Consider the following 15,975-nt stretch of genomic DNA (forward strand, 5'->3'; position numbering starts at 1 on the left):
TCGGGACGGGAGCCCGAGGCGCCAGGTCGAGCCGCTCAGATGCCCTTTTCCTTGAGGAAGGCGGCCATCTCCTCGGCCATCTTCGCGTGGGACTCGTTGGTGGGGTGCCAGTCCTCGCCGTAGGGGTCCCCGACGATGGGGGTATAGGCGAAGTAGTGGACGCGGGGGTCGCGCAGCGCGGTGACCATGTCGCGGACGTAGGTCTGCATCTTGGTCCAGTGCTCGCGGCCGGGCGGGTAGTTGTCGTTCATCATCGGGCCGACGGAGCAGACGATCATCGCCCTCGGGTAGTACTCGCGCAGCTGCCGCACGAAGGCCGCGTAGGCGTCCTTGAACGGCTCGGCGTCCGGGGCGGTCGGGAGCTTGTCGGGGCCGGTCACGTTGAAGTCGTTGTTGCCCAGGTTGATGACGATGACATCGGGCTGGTACAGCGAGGTGTCCCAGACCGGCTTCTCCTCATCCGGGTAGTAGCGCGTGTAGAGGTAGGGGAACGCCTTGCCCACCGTCGAGCCATCGAGGTTGCGGTAGACGCCGGTGCCGGAGATGCAGGTGGTCACCACCTCGGCGTTGAACTTGCGGCCCAGCAGCGAGCCGTAGGCCTGGGAGATGTCCTCGTTCTTCGAGTGGTAGCCGGTATTGGGCTCGGTATAGGTGGGGGCGTAGATGTCCACCTCGTTGCCGTAGCCGCAGGTGATGGAGTCGCCGATGAACTCGAAGCGCTTCTCGGGCCAGGGCGGCGGATCCACCAGCACGCCCTGGATGCTCACGCCGAGGAAGTGGATCTTCCCGGCATAGGGCTCGGTGCGCTTGACGAGCTCGATGAGGTGCTCGCCCCGGGGCAGGTTGTGGGCGCCGCGCAGGATGTTGCGGCCCTTCTTGAGCTCGACCTTGGCCTTGGTCTGGCCGTCGACGATGACGTTGACCCAGTTGGTGTGCTCGGCGCCGCCGTCGCCCAGGTCCTCGAAGGCCACGTCCACGCCGGTGCAGTTGCACCGGAAGCGGACGGTGACACCCGAGTGGGCATACGTGGGGCCATCCTTGGTGGACCAGTCCAGGCGCCCGATGTACTGCAACCGCGTGTCATCGGGGGCGTAGTCGAACCAGGGATCGAAAGGCTCGCAGCCTGCCATGAAGAGGACTGGCAGCAGCCAGGCCAAAGGGGAATAGCGCATTCGTGTCTTCTCCTGGCGCGCGAGTATGGCTCGGTGAGAGGAGGGCGTCATTCGCGGGGGGCTGGCCGTCGACAGGGCGGGTGCAGGAATTGCGTGAGGGTGGAGCGAGCGCAGCATTTGCGCTGGGCGAGCGGGCATTCGCGAGGGAAGGCGGGTGGGAACGGCCATTGCACCAGGGCGGGGGAGACCTGACCTGGAGTGGAGCCATGAACAAGATTCAGCGAATCCTCGTGCCGGTGGACTTCTCGGAGACGTCGAAGCGGGCACTGGAGTACGCGTACCTCTTCGTCAACCGCTTCGACGCGAAGCTGGACGTGCTGCACGTGTGGAGGCCGTCGGAGTACGCGGGGGACGAGATGGTGGTGCTGACGCGCAGCGAGCCGGAGCTGACGCTGTCCACCTACCTGCGCAACCACGCGGACCAGCAGCTCACGGCCTTCCTGAAGGGCGTGCCGCACGCGAAGCAGCTGTTGGAGTCGGGAGACCCGGCGCACGTCATCGCGCGGGTGGCGGGCGAGGGCGGGTACGATCTCATCATCATGGGGACGCACGGGCGCACGGGCCTGTCGCACCTGATGATGGGCAGCGTGGCGGAGAAGGTGGTGCGGCTGGCGCCCTGCCCGGTGCTCACCTGGCGGGTGCCGGAGGAGAAGAAGTAGGGAGTGTCCGGGGCCCGTACCGGTGGTGAAGGCGCCGCGTGGCGCTTGCGAGGAAGCGCTCGCGGAACGAGAGTGCAGGCCCCCTCTCTTCCCGGAGTCCCCCCGTGTCCACGGTCCTCCCGCTGTCCGCCGCGCTCCTGTCCCTGCTCACCGCCGCGCCCAAGGCCCCGGCCCCGGCGGCCGTGACGGGCCCCTCGCCCCAGGTGGCCGAGCGGCTCATCGGCGCGGCGCTCACCGAGGGCCATGCGTACGCGCGGCTGGCGGAGCTGACGGACGGCATCGGTCCGCGGCTTGCGGGCTCGGAGGGTGAGCAGGCCGCGGTGCAGTGGGCGAAGCGGAGCTTCGAGGCGGACGGGGTGAAGGTGTGGCTGGAGCCGGTGAAGGTGCCGCGCTGGGTGCGAGGCGCGGAGAGCGGGCGGGTGGTGGCTTCGGAGCGCTTCCGTGCGCACCCGATGGCGCTGATGGCGCTGGGGGGCAGCGTGGGCACGCCGGCCGAGGGGCTGACGGCCGAGGTCATCGAGGTGCGCTCGCTGGAGGAGGTGGCGGTGCTGGGGGAGAAGGTGAAGGGGAAGGTGGTGTTCTTCAACCACTCGATGACGGTGGCGGCGGACTACGGCAAGGCGGCGGCGCTGCGGACGCGGGGCGCGTCGGTGGCGGCGAAGGAGGGGGCGGTGGGGATGCTGGTGCGCTCGCTGGCGACGGCGTCGCTGCGCTCGGCGCACACGGGGGCGATGCGCTACGAGGAGGATGTGGCGCGGATTCCGGCGGCGGCGGTGTCGGTGGAGGACGCGGAGCTGCTGCACCGGCTGTTGGCGGGAGGGCCGGTGAAGGTGGAGCTGAAGCTGGGGTGCCAGACGCTGCCGGACGTGGACTCCTTCAACGTGGTGGCGGAGGTGCCGGGCCGGGAGAAGCCGCGCGAGGTGGTGCTGCTGGGCGCGCACCTGGACTCGTGGGACGTGGGGACGGGGGCGCACGATGACGGCGCGGGGGTGGTGATGGTGATGGAGACGGCGCGGCTGCTGGGGAAGCTGAAGCCGGCGCCGAGGCGCACGGTGCGGGTGGTGCTCTTCGCGAACGAGGAGAACGGGCTGAGGGGAGGCAAGGCGTACGCGGAGGCGCATGCGGGGGAGTTGGCCAACCACGTGGCGGCGCTGGAGATGGACGCGGGAGGCTTCCGGCCGTTGGGGGTGACGCTGAGGGCGGGGGCGGGAGGGGCGGAGCTGGTGGCGCCGTGGCTGAAGCCGCTGGAGGCGCTGGGGGCGGGGAGCATCCTGCAGGGGGAGGCGGGAGGGGCGGACATCTCGCCGCTGCTTCCGGCGCGGGTGCCGTTCGTGGGAGTGAAGGTGGACAGCAGCCGGTACTTCGACGTGCACCACTCGTGGGCGGACACGCTGGACAAGGTGGACGCGAAGGACCTGGCGCAGGCGACGGCGGCGGTGGCGTGGGTGAGCTACGTGCTGGCGGAGGTTCCGGGGGTGTTGCCGAGGCCCGAGGCCCCGCCGGCGGAGGCTCCGAAGGCACCGGTGGCCGCACCCGCGGGCGCACCGAAGTCCGCGGCGCCGTGAGCCCATTCACAAGGACCCGGTGCCCCCAAGTCCCACCGAGCCCAATCTCCCCTCGCCCTCCGGGAGAGGGACGGGGTGAGGGTGCCACGGGCCCCGGGTTCCCCCAATCACTCACGAGAAAACCATGAGCAACGAATTGGACCCGGAGGATCGCCGGGCGCCACGCGAGAGCCGGCTGAAGCAGGAGCACCGCGAGTCCATTCTCAGTGCGCTCAAGGAGGTGCACGAGCGGGTGCACCAGGCGGCGCCGGAGGGAGCGAGCCCGAAGCTGTCACAGGGCTGGGTGGACCGGAGGAGGCTGCTGCTGGTGGACCTGGCGCTGCACCTGTGTGAGGAGGCGGTGAAGGGGGAGACGGTGGGGACGAGGGAGCTGGCGGAGAAGGTGCACTCGGTGCTGTACGTGGCGAAGGATCTGGCGCCGGGGCACGCGTTGGAGAAGGCGGCGGAGCTGGTGCTCGAGGCGCTCGGGGAGGGAGACCCGGACGCGCATGTAGACTGAGCATCGGTCGGCGAATCAGCCCACCACTTCGACGCGATGCCACTTCTCGACGCGGCCCTGGCGGTCCGCGATGCCGACTTGATAGCTGCCGGGCTCGACGGGAATGTCCTCGCTCACATCAAAAGGCGTGAGCCTCAGAACGGTCGTCGTCACCTGGTTCGGCTTGGGTGGAGGGCCCGGCCGGACAAGTGCCTTGGGGAGCACCACCACTACGCCCGCCCGTGGGCGCTGCACGACGCTCCCATTGTAATCAACGAACTCGGGACTGCCGAGGAAGCGGCCCTTCATCCCCACGCGGATTCCGCGGAAGAACGTCGTCACTTTTGAGGCAGTGATGTTGTAGGCGTAGGATTCGGTCATGGGGTCTCGTGAGGGAAGGCCGCGTGGGGTGTCATCCGCGCTTTGTGGTCAGTCCTTTCTCCATTCGAATACCAGCATGTGGCCCGGGCGGAACCACGTACCTAACGGAAGCTGGACTCTTTGGACTGGAACCCCGAATGTCTTGGCTTTGGCCAGGACCAACGTGAAGCTCGCCGGGTGCTGGAAGTTGTCGAACGTGTAGTAGAAGTCGGAAATGTGGTGGCTGTCGCGCGTCTCGGCCGCCGCTATTTTTTGCCCATTCGGTCCCCACAACTCAGCCGCCTTCCACCAAGTCACGTTTTCGCGCGTGCCCAGGACGACGCTGAGGCCTCTCGGCTGCAGGTTCGGGTTCTCCACATATCGATAGACAACCGAATCCTCAGGGAGGACTGGAGTCAATACGTGCCAAGCTTCCCCAGGGTCAAACACTTCTCTGAGTTGTGGCATGCCGCCTCCTAGAAACCATGCATTGGCGTTGTCAGTATCGCCGATGCGGCATCCGACAGTCCAGGCAGTCAGTGAAGGGGCGCCTCCATTGGGGCCGAGCCAATCCGCATTCAGAACCCCGGGGGCTTGCGGAAGGCGCCCGTCACATGGGCGAGGGACTCGGAGAGGGCGAGCAGCTCCTCGTCGAGCCACCGGCGGCCGACCACCTGGATGCCCAGTGGCAGGGGCGAGTCCACCAACTCCGTGAGGGGCAGCACGACCACGGGGTGGCCGGTGAGGTTGAACACGGAGGTGAAGCCGGCGGTGCCGGACATATAGGGCACCCGCTGTTCATCCACCTCGATCCACTCGCCGCTGGGCCGGTGGGTGAAGGCCTGTCCGACCGAGACGGGGCACAGCCAGGCATCCCAGTCGGACAGGAAGGACTCCACCTGTCCGGTGATGCGGTCGCGGATGGCGAGCGCTTCAATGTACTCGGGCATCTCAATCTGCATTCCGCGCACGACACCGCGGTTGAGGGTGGCCTCGCCGCGCATGGCGTTGAAGCGCACGCTGATGGCGAAGCGGAACAGGAAGGGCATCTCCGAGCCAATCTCGGCGCCGAGCACGCGGCCCCAGACCTCCCACAGCTCATCGAAGTTGATGCCCTTGGGGGCGGCGCGCTCCACGCGGCAGCCGAGCCCTTCCAACGTGCGCGCGAGCTTCTCCAGGGCGGCGCGCGTCTCGCGGGTGACGGGCAGGCCGCCGAAGTCGTCCGTCCAGGCGATGCGGTAGTGGCGGGGCTCGCGCGGGGGCACGTCGCGCACGGGCAGCGGAGGGACGTCGAAGTCCTCGTCATCCGGGCCCGCGAGCAGCTTGAGTCCGAGCTTCAAGTCCTCCACGGAACGGGCGAGGGGCCCGGCGGCGCCCTCGTAGCGCACGCCGCGGGGGCGGCCGGGCAGCGGGGGGATGTGGCCGGAGATGGGGACGCGGTGCTCGGTGGGCTTGAAGCCGAAGACGCCGCAGTAGTGCGAGGGCACGCGGATGGAGCCGCCCAGGTCGCTTCCCACCTCGAAGGGGGACATGCCCGAGGCCACCGCCACGGCGCCGCCGCCGGTGCTGCCGCCGGGGGTGCGCGACTCGTCCCAGGGGTTGCTGGCCCGGCCGAAGAGGTGCCCGCTCGTCTGCAAATCCAGGGTGAGCGTGGGCAGGTTCGTCTTGCCCAGGAGGATGGCGCCGGCGGCCTTGAGGCGGGCCACCACGGTGGCGTCGTGCGAGGGGATGTTGTGGCGCAGCCGCTTGTAGCTGCTGGTGGTGCGCACCCCGGCCGTCATGAAGGAGTCCTTGATGGTGATGGGCACCCCGTGCAGGGGGCCCCAGGACTCGCCGCGGGCGGTGGCCTCATCGGCCTGGCGGGCGCGCTCGCGGGCGCGCTCCTCGTCCAGGGTGACGATCGCGTTGAGGCGCGCGTTGTGCCGGGCCACCTGGGCGAGGTGGGCTTCCAGCAGCTCCCGGGCGGACACCTCTCGGGCTCTGACCAGGGCCGCGAGCCGGTGGGCCGGAAGGAAGTTGAGCTCCTGCATAAGGCGCCGTCCTCCGCGCAATCCGCGCTGCGTCGTGGACTCCAGAAGCTAGACACGGGCCACGGTGGCACCGTCATCCACTGCCCGAAAGTCTCTCCCACCCGTTCACCACATGGCGGAGCGCCTGTGAGTCCCCGTTGGCGGAGGACACTCGGGGAGGTCGGCCGGTACCCGGTGCGGGTCGGTGCCGCACCCCCTGTCAAACCGTACCGGGAGCCCGCCGGGTCAACTATCCTCCAGGCCCCTCAGGAGGAAGCATGGCGACCCAGGAGGCCACGAAGTCCGAGCGCGCGCGCAACTTCATGGCGCTGATGAACCGCATCCGCATCATCGACGACGAAGCGGCCGAGCAGGCGTTGCTCGACGAGCTCTCGCGCCCCACCCGTCCCTTCATCCTCTCCTTCCTCAACGCGCACGCGGTGAACCTGGGGTGGAATCAACCAGGGATGCTGGAAGGGCTGATGCGCTCGGACCTGGTGCTGCGCGACGGGATTGGAGTGAAGCTGGGGCTCAAGGCCTTCCAGCGGCCGTTCGGGCTGAACATGAACGGCACGGACTTCATCCCGAAGATTGCGCGCGCCTACAAGGGCCGGAAGGTGGCGCTCTTCGGGACGCGCTCGCCGTGGTTGGACAACGCGCGGCGCACGCTCGAGGAGTGGGGGCTGAACGTGGTGGCGAGCCAGGAGGGGTTCGATCCACCGGAGACGTACCTGCGGCTGGCGGCGGAGACGAAGCCGGAGCTCATCATCATGGCGATGGGCATGCCCAAGCAGGAGGAGGTGTCGGTGAAGCTGCGCGAGGCGCTCACGCACCCGGCGCTCATCGTGAATGGAGGCGCCATCCTGGACTACATCGGCGGCAAGGTGCCGCGGGCGCCGGTGGTGATGCGCAAGACGGGGATGGAGTGGCTGTTCCGGCTGGCGGTGGAGCCCAGGCGGCTCTTCAGCCGCTATGTCCTTGGCATCCCCATCTATTTCGCGCACGTGGCGGAGGTGCGGCGCTCGGGCGAGACGGGAGAGCCGCCGGGCGGGCGAGCGGTGCGCTAGCGGTATGCTCGGAGCGCGTCCTGTGCGGCTCTTGTGAGGGGCGGGGAATTCTGCGTTGCTAGAGGCGCACCATGGACTCCGCCCAGACCGCCCATCAGGCCTTCCTTCGTACCAAGACCTTCGGAGCCCTGGACGGGCTGCGAGCGCTCGCCATCTTCGCGGTGGTGCTCTACCACGTGCTGGAGGCCCGCGAGGGGCTGGTGGGGCGCTTCTACCTGAGCGTGTCGCTCTTCTTCGCCATCAGCGGCTTCCTGATCACGACGCTGCTGCTGCGCGAGCGCGCGGCGACGGGGACCATCTCGCTCAAGGGCTTCTACGCGCGGCGCTCGCTGCGCATCTTCCCGCTCTACTACGCGGTGACGGCGCTCTACATCGTGCTCGTGTCCGTCTTCGAGACGGACATGGGGGTGCGCGGGGCCTTCTTCGACAACGTGAAGTACTACCTCACGTACACGTCCAACTGGTTCATCAACCTGGAAGAGGGCCGCATCATCTTCTACTTCGCGTGGTCCATGGCCACCGAGGAGCAGTTCTACCTGGTGTGGCCCTTCGTGGTGCGCTACTTCAAGAGCACGTGGGGCCCGGTGGTGTTCATGACGGGGATGCTGGCGGTGGGCATCTTCATGGGCTGGGCGACGAAGACGGGCTTCCTGGACACGCGGCACCTCTGGGTGCGGATCCTCTCGAGCATCTCCATCTCGGTGTGCATGGGCTGCCTGTCGGCGTACCTGGTGCACTACCCCAAGCCCTTCGCGTGGACGTGGAAGGTGCTGGGGCAGGTGTGGAGCGTGCCGGTGATGGTGGTGTTGGTGTTCTTCGCCATCTACAACTACAACACGCCGCTCTGGCTGTCCTCGCTGCTGCTCACGCTGATGGTCATCGCCATGTGCATCCGGCCGCAGCACGTGCTGGCGCCGCTCATCGACCACAAGTGGCTGCGCTACGTGGGCTCCATCACCTACGGCATCTACCTGATGCACATGATTTCGCTGAACATCGTGCGCCGGTTCGTGCCGCACAACCTGCCGCTGTACTACGTGCTGACGCTGGCGCTGAGCATCGGCTTCGCGACGCTGAGCTACCGCTACTTCGAGAAGCCCTTCCTGAAGCTGAAGGATCGTTTCGACTGGCGCGGGAAGAAGCCGGTGGCGGCGGCGCCGCAGCCGGTGGTGAGCACGCCGGTCAACCCGGGCTGAGAGACACGAGGAAGCAGACACCATGACGACGCAGTCCCGCCCTCCCATCCTGCTGACGATGGCCGACTACTACGGCACGCTGGCCGCGGTGCGCAGCCTCGGCCGGCTGGGGATTCCGGTCACCGTGGCCGAGTCCAAGCTGCTGGCGCCGGCGCGCTGGAGCCGCTACGTGACGCGGCGGGTGGAGTGCCCGGACGTGGGGGACTCGGACGCCTTCCTGGAGTGGCTGCTGCGTTTTGGCGAGGCCGAGCCGGGCCACGTGCTCTACCCGACGAGCGATGACATGGCGTGGCTGTTCGCCCTGCACCGCGAGGAGCTGGGCAAGCACTTCCGGATGTACCAGCCGGGGGTGGACGTCATCTACGGGCTGCTGAACAAGCAGCGGCTGCATGACTTGTGCAAGGACGTGGGGCTGGACGTGCCGGACACGTGGTTCCCGGAGGGCGAGGGGGACCTGGAGAAGGTGGCGGCCGAGGCGCGCTTCCCGGTGCTGCTCAAGCCGCAGACGCAGATTCTGTTCGAGAGCCACGTGAAGGGCTCGCAGGTGGAGCGCGCGAGCGAGCTGCTGCCGCGCTACCGGGAGTTCCTGGAGCGCAACCAGTACGGGCGCAAGCTGCTGGACTACGACAGCAAGGCGAACCGGCCGATGGTGCAGGCCTTCTACACGGAGGCGGCGCAGAACATCTTCAGCCTGAGCGGCTTCGTGGACCGGACGGGCGAGCTGTTCGTGGCGCGCGGGGCGCTGAAGGTGCTGCAGCGTCCGCGCAAGCTGGGCATCGGCCTGTGCTTCGAGGAGGTGCCGGTGGAGCCGGAGCTCGCGGAGAAGGTGCGGGCGCTGTGCAAGAAGCTGGGCTACCACGGCACGTTCGAGGTGGAGTTCATCCGGGCGGGTGGCAAGCAGCTGCTCATCGACTTCAACCCACGGTTCTACAGCCAGATGGGGTTCGACATTGCGCGGGGGAGCCCGCTGCCGCTGTTCGTGTACGAGGCGGCGTGTGGGCACGAAGATCGGCTGGGCGAGGTGGCGAGGGACGCGCTGGGGTGGAAGGGTGGAGGCCAGTACATCTACTGCCACCGGGGCATCTTCGAGCTGCTGTTGAGGGCGCAGGGCCTGTCGGGGCGGCTGAAGCCGGACGAGGTGAAGCACTGGCGCGAGTGGTACGCGCGCAACCGGGAGCGGGCGGTGGACGCGGTCATCGACACGGGCGACTGGGTGCCGTGGATGGTGGACGTGGCCATGCACCTGCGCTCGTACGCGCGGCACCCCAAGGGCTTCATCCGGACGATGGTGCTGGACCGGTAGACGCGCGCAGGGGCGGGTGATCGCCGTTCATCAGAGGGGAGAAGGCGCGTTTCGTGCGCAAGCTTGCGGGCTGCGCATATTCGTCTACGCTCCGCCTTTTGGAGAGCCCTGATGCCACCGCCTGAGACTCCCGGGCAGACTTCCCTCTTCAAACTGCCGGGGAAACGCGGCCCGTTCCTGACGCGGGTACAGCTTCGAAATTATCGAAGCATCGCCGCGTGTGACGTGCGGCTCGGGCCGCTCACGTTCCTTGTGGGCCCGAATGGGTCCGGGAAGAGCAACTTCCTGGATGCACTGAGGCTCACCGCGGACGCCCTGCGTACGTCGCTCGATCACGCACTGCGCGATCGCGGAGGCGTCCATGAGGTGCGCCGGAGATCGAGTGGCCATCCTACCCACTTCGGCATCCGGCTCGATTTCCAGCTCCCCAATGGTGAAGCGGGGCGCTTTTCCTTCGAGGTTGGCGCACGCTCTCATGGTGACTACGCCGTCCAAAAAGAGGAGTGCGTAGTGGGGAGTGCGCAGTACCTCGTTCGTGAGGGCGAGGTCCTCGTCAAGCCCAATCCCGTCTCGCCACCAGCCTCGGAAGACCGCCTTTATCTCGTCAACGCCGCGGGTCTGCCGGAGTTTCGCCCCGTGTTCGACGTGCTGCAGAACATGGGGTTCTACAGCCTCAACCCGGACAAGATTCGAGCTCTCCAATCTCCTGACAAGGGTGAGCTGCTCGCACGCGATGGCTTCAATCTGTCGAGCGTGCTCGAGCGTTTGGAGAAGTTGGATGACGGCAGTACCAAGCGGCGCATCGAGGAGTACCTCAGCCGCATCGTACCGGGACTGGAAGGTGTGGATCCCAAGCGCGTCGGGCACATGGAAACCCTGGAGTTCCGTCAGCACGTCGAGGGCTCCAAGGATCCCTGGCGCTTCCCGGCGATCAACATGTCCGACGGGACCCTTCGTGCACTTGGTATTCTCGTCGCGCTCCTCCAGGCCCGGGTTGAGGACCATGTACGTGTCGTAGGCATCGAAGAGCCAGAGGTGGCGCTTCACCCCGCCGCGGCAGGCATCCTGAGAGATGCGCTGCGTGATGGCTCGAGACATGCGCAGGTGATCGTCACGAGCCATAGTCCCGAACTCCTCGATGCCTCCGATGTCTCCGCTGACGAAATCGTCTCCGTCATGGCCGAGCAGGGAAAGACCCTGATCGCCCCACTGGACGAGGCCACCCGCTCCACACTCAGGGAGCGGCTCTACACGGCCGGGGAGCTGCTGAAGACAAACCAGCTGACACCCGATCTCGATGCGGTTCCCGAACCCAATCAGCTTCGCCTCTTCGAGCTGGAGGCGGGATGAAGGTGGGTCTCATCGTCGAAGGTCACGGCGAGGTGCATTCGGCCCCGCTTCTCGTGCGGAGGATTCTGCAAGAGCTGGCGCCGGCATCGAGCCCTTCCATCTTGACGCCAGTTCGCGTGGCCAGAGGGCAGCTCATCAAGGAAGAGGGACTCAGGAGCGCCATCGAGTTGATGGCGCGGAAGGTGGGGAACGAGGGGTGCATCCTCCTCCTTCTGGATGCCGATGATGATCTCCCCTGTGTCCTGGGTCCGAAGCTCCTCGCTCTCGCCAGAGGGTTTCGAGCGGATCGCGACATATCGGTGGTGGTCGCGAAGCGCGAGTACGAAGCCTGGTTCCTCACGGCAGCGGAATCACTTCGTGGCCGCCGGGGGCTTCCTGACGATCTCACGCCGCCCGCGGCCCCCGAGACCATCCGCGACGCGAAGGGCTGGCTGAGCCAGCGCATGTCGGATGGCTACAGAGAGACGATCGATCAGCCTGCCCTGACGAGTCTTTTCGATCTGACCGTGGCGCGACGCGCGGACTCCTTCGACAAGCTCTTCCGCGAAGTCGGGCGGCTCTTCGGCCTCTCTGTTCCGCCACGCCCGTAGTGCCTGTGCGTACACGGAGCACCTCGCGCGTCAGGGGGCGCGGAGCGCGGTCCCCGGGTGCGCATCCCGGAGAGCCCGTCTGTTCTGTATACTGGAGGACCGTTCGTCCTGGCCCCCCCCTTCTTCAAAGCGCATGACCCTGTTCCGACATCCCGAAGACCGCATTCCCGTCCTGCTGTTCCTGTGCGTGTTCGCGCTCGACCTGACCGTGTATTTCACGGCGAGCAGCTGGTGGCTGCCCGTGCTGTGGCTCGCGGTGATGGCCATTCCGAAGGGGTGGATCAGCGCGTGGAACCACCACCACCAGCACCTGAACATGTTCCGCCACGCGCTGCCCAACCGGCTGCTGGAGATCGTGTTCGGCTTCCAGACGGGAATCATTTCCCACGGGTGGTTCCTGCACCACGTGGTGGGCCACCACCTGAACTACCTGGACCAGGAGAAGGACGAGTCGCGTTGGAAGCGCGACGACGGCTCCACCATGGGTGAGGTGGAGTACGCACTCAAGACGGCGCTGACGGCCTACCCGCGGGCCCTCCAGGTGGGGCGCAGGTACCCGAAGGCGCTGCGCATCCTGCTGGCCATGGGCGCGCTGCAGGTGGTGCTGCTCGGCGTGCTGTTCTGGCACCACTGGTACAACGCGCTCTTCGTCTTCCTGCTGCCCATGTGCCTGTCGCTCTACCTCACCGTGTGGGCCACGTACTTCCACCACGTGGGGCTCGAGACGGAGGAGCACGCCGAGGCCTCGTACAACATCCTTCACCGGGGCTACAACTTGATGACGGGCAACCTCGGCTACCACGTCGCGCACCATGCGAAGCAGGGGCTGCACTGGTCCAAGCTGCCGCAGCTGCATGCGCAGATGGCCAAGGACATCCCCGCCACGCTCTACCGCCAGCCGGGCATCCCCTTCGTGTGGAGTGGCTCGGAGGAGAAGCTGGAGCTGAGTGACGAGCAGGTGGAGGCGGCGCTCGCCCAGGTCCGGCCCGCGGGCTCCTGAACCCAGACAGTTGAAGTGACACGTGCTGCCCCGGCCTCCGCGCCGCGACTGACGCCACGCCCGCCTTCGGGTCACGCACAGGAGACGGGGAGGCGTGGCGCCGGCTGCTGAGCCGCGCGCGGTTGGAAGGGTGCCCCGCTCGACGCGAGGGACGGCCGGAAGGGCAGGGGGCCTCGGGGTCGAGCGGACGGCCTGGGGAGCCGCTGTCCGCCCCGCTGTTCTCAAATCCTTACTCGGAGATAAGGGGACCTCACGGTATCCTGGGCGGCCCCATCTCGCCGAATCTCACCTGAGTGGAAGACGCATGACCTTGTTCCGTCACCCCGAGGATCGCATCCCCGTCCTGCTGTTCGCGTGCGTGTTCGCGCTCGACCTGACGGTGTATTTCACGGCGAGCAGCTGGTGGCTGCCCATCCTGTGGTTCGGCGTTGGCATCATCCCCAAGGGGTGGATCAGCGCGTGGAATCATCATCACCAGCACGTCACGATGTTCCGCCACGCGCCGCTCAACCGGCTGCTGGAGATCATCTTCGGTTTCCAGACGGGGGTGACGTCCCATACGTGGTTCCTCCACCATGTGGTGGGCCACCACGTGAACTACCTGGACCAGGAGAAGGACGAGTCGACGTGGAAGCGCGCGGACGGCTCCATCATGGGTGAGGTGGAGTACTCACTCACCACGGCGCTGACGGCCTACCCGCGGGCCTACCATGTGGGGCTCAAGTACCCCAAGGCGCTGCGCGTCTTCCTGGCCATGGTCGCGGTGCAGGTGGTGCTGCTGGGCGTGCTGTTCTGGCACCACTGGTACAACGCGCTCTTCGTCTTCCTGCTGCCCATGTGCGTGTCGCTCTACGTGACGGCCTGGGCCACGTACTTCCACCACGTGGGGCTCGAGACGAAGGAGCACGCCGAGGCCTCGTACAACATCCTTCACCGGGGCTACAACCTGCTGACGGGCAACCTCGGCTACCACACGGCGCACCACACGAAGCAGGCGCTGCACTGGTCGAAGCTGCCGGAGCTGCACGCGAAGATGGCGAAGGACATCCCCGCCACGCTCTACCGCCAGCCGGGCATCCCCTTCGTGTGGAGCGGCTCGGAGGAGAAGCTGGAGCTGACGGACGAGCAGGTGGAGGCCATGGCCCAGGCGCGGGCCGTGCGCACCTGACAAGAAGAGAGCCCTCCCGGCGGGGCCAGGAGGGCTCTCGGAGGAGCGCTCGTTACCGCGAGGCGCTCAGTACTGCGACTTGCAGAGGTACTGCGTGGCCGTGCAGCGCGAGGTGGGGGTGATGACCTGCCCGAACCTCATGGCGATGTAGCCGGCGGGGCAGCCCATGTTGCCGGTGAACGGGTTGGGCACGCTGTCCGAGCCGCACGGGTCGATCTGGTACATGCCGGCGAACTTCATCGAGCCGGTCGTCCACGTCATGGTGCTGCACATGAACTTCTCCACGGCGATGGTGCTGCCATCGGTGGTGGGCACCTGGGCGGAGCCCATCTTGAGCGCCGTGCTGCTGGGGCAGCCCGCGAGGTAGATGGTCGTCTTGGGGAACGTGAGGGTGATGGGGTAGTAGGGGTTGCCCACCACGTAGTTGCCGTCGGTGTCCTTCTGGTAGGAGCCGGCGAAGTGCCAGGTGAGCGAGGTGTCGGTGGTGGTGCCCATGCAGAGGTACTGGTTGCCACCGCGCCCGGTGCCCGGGGTGAGGATGCGCCCGTAGCGGTAGGGCGAGAAGCCCGCGGGGCAGCTCAGGCCGCCCGTGGCCGGGTTGGCCACGTTGGCCGGCTGGATGGTGAAGCTGCCGCCAAACGGAAGCTTGATGGTCACCGGCGTCTGGGAATCATCCACCTGGTACATGCCGCCGAAGGTGTAGGGCAGCCGCAGGTCGAGCCTGCGGACGTCCAGCGCCTTGAAGCCCGGCATGTTGCTCTCTTGGGCGCCGTCGACGCACGCGGCCACCTGCGCCGCGTTGTTCATGTCGGTCAAGAGGTCGTAGCACTTCTGCGACGCGGCCAGGATGAGGCTGATGTTGTACTGCGACTCGGAGTCGTACTGCTGCATCAGCGCCTGCACCTCGGTGCGCAGCGGGAACTGGCTGCGGCGCAGCGTCTGGATGCGGTCCTGGATTTCGAGCTGGAGATCGAACAGCTCCTCCAGGTGGCGGCGGGCGTACTGGATCTGCGTGGTGACGATGCGCGGGGGCATGGGGACGCCGAGCACGCCCCAGTCCTTGAGCAGGTAGGTGCGGTCGGCGGGGTTGGCGCGCAGGTTGGGCTGGAAGGCATCCGGCGTCTGCGCGGTGGCGTAGGCCAGGCCCAGCCGCATGAACTCACCGCAGGCCGTCAGGTTGTCGATGTTGCAGTCCACGGCGGCGCGGCCCGGCTCCACGGTGCCGCCGATGCCCGAGAAGATGTTGCCCAGCTGGGTGACGTCACCGCCGGACTGGAAGGCCTCCACGTGCACGGAGGCGCGGCCGCGGAACTGCTGGGCCTTCTTCTGCACCTCGGCGTTGACGTCGCCCGCGCCCCAGTTGGCGCCCACCGCCGCCTGGAACTCGCTCTTGGTCTCCACCGAGTCGAAGTCGATGCGGTAGAGCAGGAAGAGCTGGCCGCCCACCTGCTTCTGCATGACGAACTCGTCACCGCAGCGCGTGAGCCAGTCGGAGGCCGTCGGCGAGACGAGCCAGTTGAGCTGGGACTCGTCCAGCTTGCGCGTCTCCAGCCGGTAGTCGGCGCCGTACACCTGCGTCATGGAGTACGTCTTGCTCTCCAGCGAGCGCGAGAACTTGGCGCGGGCGCTGGCGCCCCACTTGGCGAACTTGGCCTTGGCCTCCACGCTGAAGCCCAGCATCTCGCTCGTCTCGTCCCGGGAGAACGAGCTGTCGAAGCGGACGGTGGCCTCCTGGGTGGGGATGTTCACCGTGGGCGCGGACACGCACATGCCGCGGAACTCGTGGGTGATGCTGTTGCGCCCCTGGCCCAGCACCGCCTCGGTGCTGATGCTCACCGGCACCACCACGTGCTCCAGCCGCTGCTCCTGGCTGCCCAGCTGCTCGGCCTCGGGAGGCGCCACTGCCTGCGTGGCCTCGCCACAGCCCAGGCCCAGCACCGACATCGCCACCGCCACCACCCGGCGCGCCCGGCTCCCATTCTTGAATTCTGATTCCATGTTATTCTGGTAAGTATGGTTTTTCATGGCTCGCGGCGTATGCCATGATTGCCTGCGTGT

15 protein-coding genes are annotated in these 15,975 nt (G+C 67.2%); 10 read left to right on the forward strand and 5 right to left on the reverse strand.

Going from position 1 to position 15,975, the window contains the following annotated elements; all coding sequences use genetic code 11:
- Positions 1-35: 35 nt before the first annotated feature.
- On the reverse strand, positions 36-1,172 hold the full coding sequence (locus tag NR798_RS00850; protein WP_375769462.1) for an SGNH/GDSL hydrolase family protein: 1,137 nt from the start codon (positions 1,170-1,172) through the stop codon (positions 36-38).
- A gap of 206 nt (positions 1,173-1,378) precedes the next feature.
- Here NR798_RS00850 and NR798_RS00855 point away from each other — a divergent pair, with 206 nt between their 5' ends.
- The 3 genes from NR798_RS00855 to NR798_RS00865 all read left to right on the forward strand — a co-directional run bounded on the left by NR798_RS00855 (position 1,379) and on the right by NR798_RS00865 (position 3,895).
- The gene (locus NR798_RS00855; protein ID WP_375769463.1) at positions 1,379-1,831 is read left to right on the forward strand and encodes a universal stress protein; all 453 of its coding nucleotides are present in this window, start codon (positions 1,379-1,381) and stop codon (positions 1,829-1,831) included.
- A gap of 104 nt (positions 1,832-1,935) precedes the next feature.
- A complete protein-coding gene (locus NR798_RS00860; protein ID WP_375769464.1) occupies positions 1,936-3,396 on the forward strand; it encodes a M20/M25/M40 family metallo-hydrolase in 1,461 nt (486 codons plus the stop codon).
- A gap of 124 nt (positions 3,397-3,520) precedes the next feature.
- Positions 3,521-3,895: a hypothetical protein gene (locus NR798_RS00865; RefSeq protein WP_375769465.1), complete on the forward strand. Its 375-nt coding sequence runs from the start codon at positions 3,521-3,523 to the stop codon at positions 3,893-3,895.
- A gap of 15 nt (positions 3,896-3,910) precedes the next feature.
- Here NR798_RS00865 and NR798_RS00870 read toward each other — a convergent pair whose 3' ends face one another.
- The 3 genes from NR798_RS00870 to NR798_RS00880 all read right to left on the reverse strand — a co-directional run bounded on the left by NR798_RS00870 (position 3,911) and on the right by NR798_RS00880 (position 6,264).
- On the reverse strand, positions 3,911-4,255 hold the full coding sequence (locus tag NR798_RS00870; RefSeq protein WP_375769466.1) for a hypothetical protein: 345 nt from the start codon (positions 4,253-4,255) through the stop codon (positions 3,911-3,913).
- A gap of 48 nt (positions 4,256-4,303) precedes the next feature.
- Positions 4,304-4,702, reverse strand: a complete 399-nt coding sequence (locus NR798_RS00875) for a hypothetical protein (protein WP_375769467.1) — start codon at positions 4,700-4,702, stop codon at positions 4,304-4,306.
- Positions 4,703-4,812: 110 nt separating this feature from the next.
- Positions 4,813-6,264 carry an amidase gene (locus NR798_RS00880; protein WP_375769468.1) on the reverse strand — a complete coding sequence of 484 codons (1,452 nt, stop codon included), beginning with the start codon at positions 6,262-6,264 and terminating at the stop codon, positions 4,813-4,815.
- A 257-nt stretch (positions 6,265-6,521) separates the two neighbouring features.
- On the opposite strand from NR798_RS00880, the gene NR798_RS00885 reads away from it, so the two are divergent.
- The 7 genes from NR798_RS00885 (at position 6,522) to NR798_RS00915 (ending at position 13,917) form a co-directional block, all read left to right on the forward strand.
- Complete coding sequence (locus NR798_RS00885; protein ID WP_375769469.1) at positions 6,522-7,310, forward strand: WecB/TagA/CpsF family glycosyltransferase; 789 nt, start codon at positions 6,522-6,524, stop codon at positions 7,308-7,310.
- A gap of 71 nt (positions 7,311-7,381) precedes the next feature.
- Positions 7,382-8,506, forward strand: a complete 1,125-nt coding sequence (locus NR798_RS00890; RefSeq protein WP_375769470.1) for an acyltransferase family protein — start codon at positions 7,382-7,384, stop codon at positions 8,504-8,506.
- Positions 8,507-8,528: 22 nt separating this feature from the next.
- The gene (locus NR798_RS00895) at positions 8,529-9,809 is read left to right on the forward strand and encodes a carbamoyl-phosphate synthase (protein WP_375769471.1); all 1,281 of its coding nucleotides are present in this window, start codon (positions 8,529-8,531) and stop codon (positions 9,807-9,809) included.
- A 111-nt stretch (positions 9,810-9,920) separates the two neighbouring features.
- Positions 9,921-11,159, forward strand: a complete 1,239-nt coding sequence (locus tag NR798_RS00900) for an AAA family ATPase (protein WP_375769472.1) — start codon at positions 9,921-9,923, stop codon at positions 11,157-11,159.
- Positions 11,156-11,749, forward strand: a complete 594-nt coding sequence (locus NR798_RS00905) for a DUF4276 family protein (RefSeq protein ID WP_375769473.1) — start codon at positions 11,156-11,158, stop codon at positions 11,747-11,749. Before NR798_RS00900 ends, NR798_RS00905 begins: the two co-directional genes overlap by 4 nt.
- Before the next feature lie 133 nt (positions 11,750-11,882).
- Positions 11,883-12,749 (forward strand): fatty acid desaturase family protein, encoded by an 867-nt coding sequence (locus NR798_RS00910; RefSeq protein ID WP_375769474.1) that lies wholly within the window; start codon positions 11,883-11,885, stop codon positions 12,747-12,749.
- Positions 12,750-13,053: 304 nt separating this feature from the next.
- The gene (locus tag NR798_RS00915; protein WP_375769475.1) at positions 13,054-13,917 is read left to right on the forward strand and encodes a fatty acid desaturase family protein; all 864 of its coding nucleotides are present in this window, start codon (positions 13,054-13,056) and stop codon (positions 13,915-13,917) included.
- A gap of 66 nt (positions 13,918-13,983) precedes the next feature.
- Here the strand turns inward: NR798_RS00915 and NR798_RS00920 are convergent, their stop codons facing one another.
- Positions 13,984-15,915 (reverse strand): hypothetical protein, encoded by a 1,932-nt coding sequence (locus NR798_RS00920; RefSeq protein WP_375769476.1) that lies wholly within the window; start codon positions 15,913-15,915, stop codon positions 13,984-13,986.
- Between the last annotated feature and the right edge of the window lie 60 nt (positions 15,916-15,975).

This window comes from Archangium gephyra (assembly GCF_042230915.1).
Classification (GTDB): Bacteria; Myxococcota; Myxococcia; order Myxococcales; family Myxococcaceae; genus Archangium; species Archangium gephyra_B.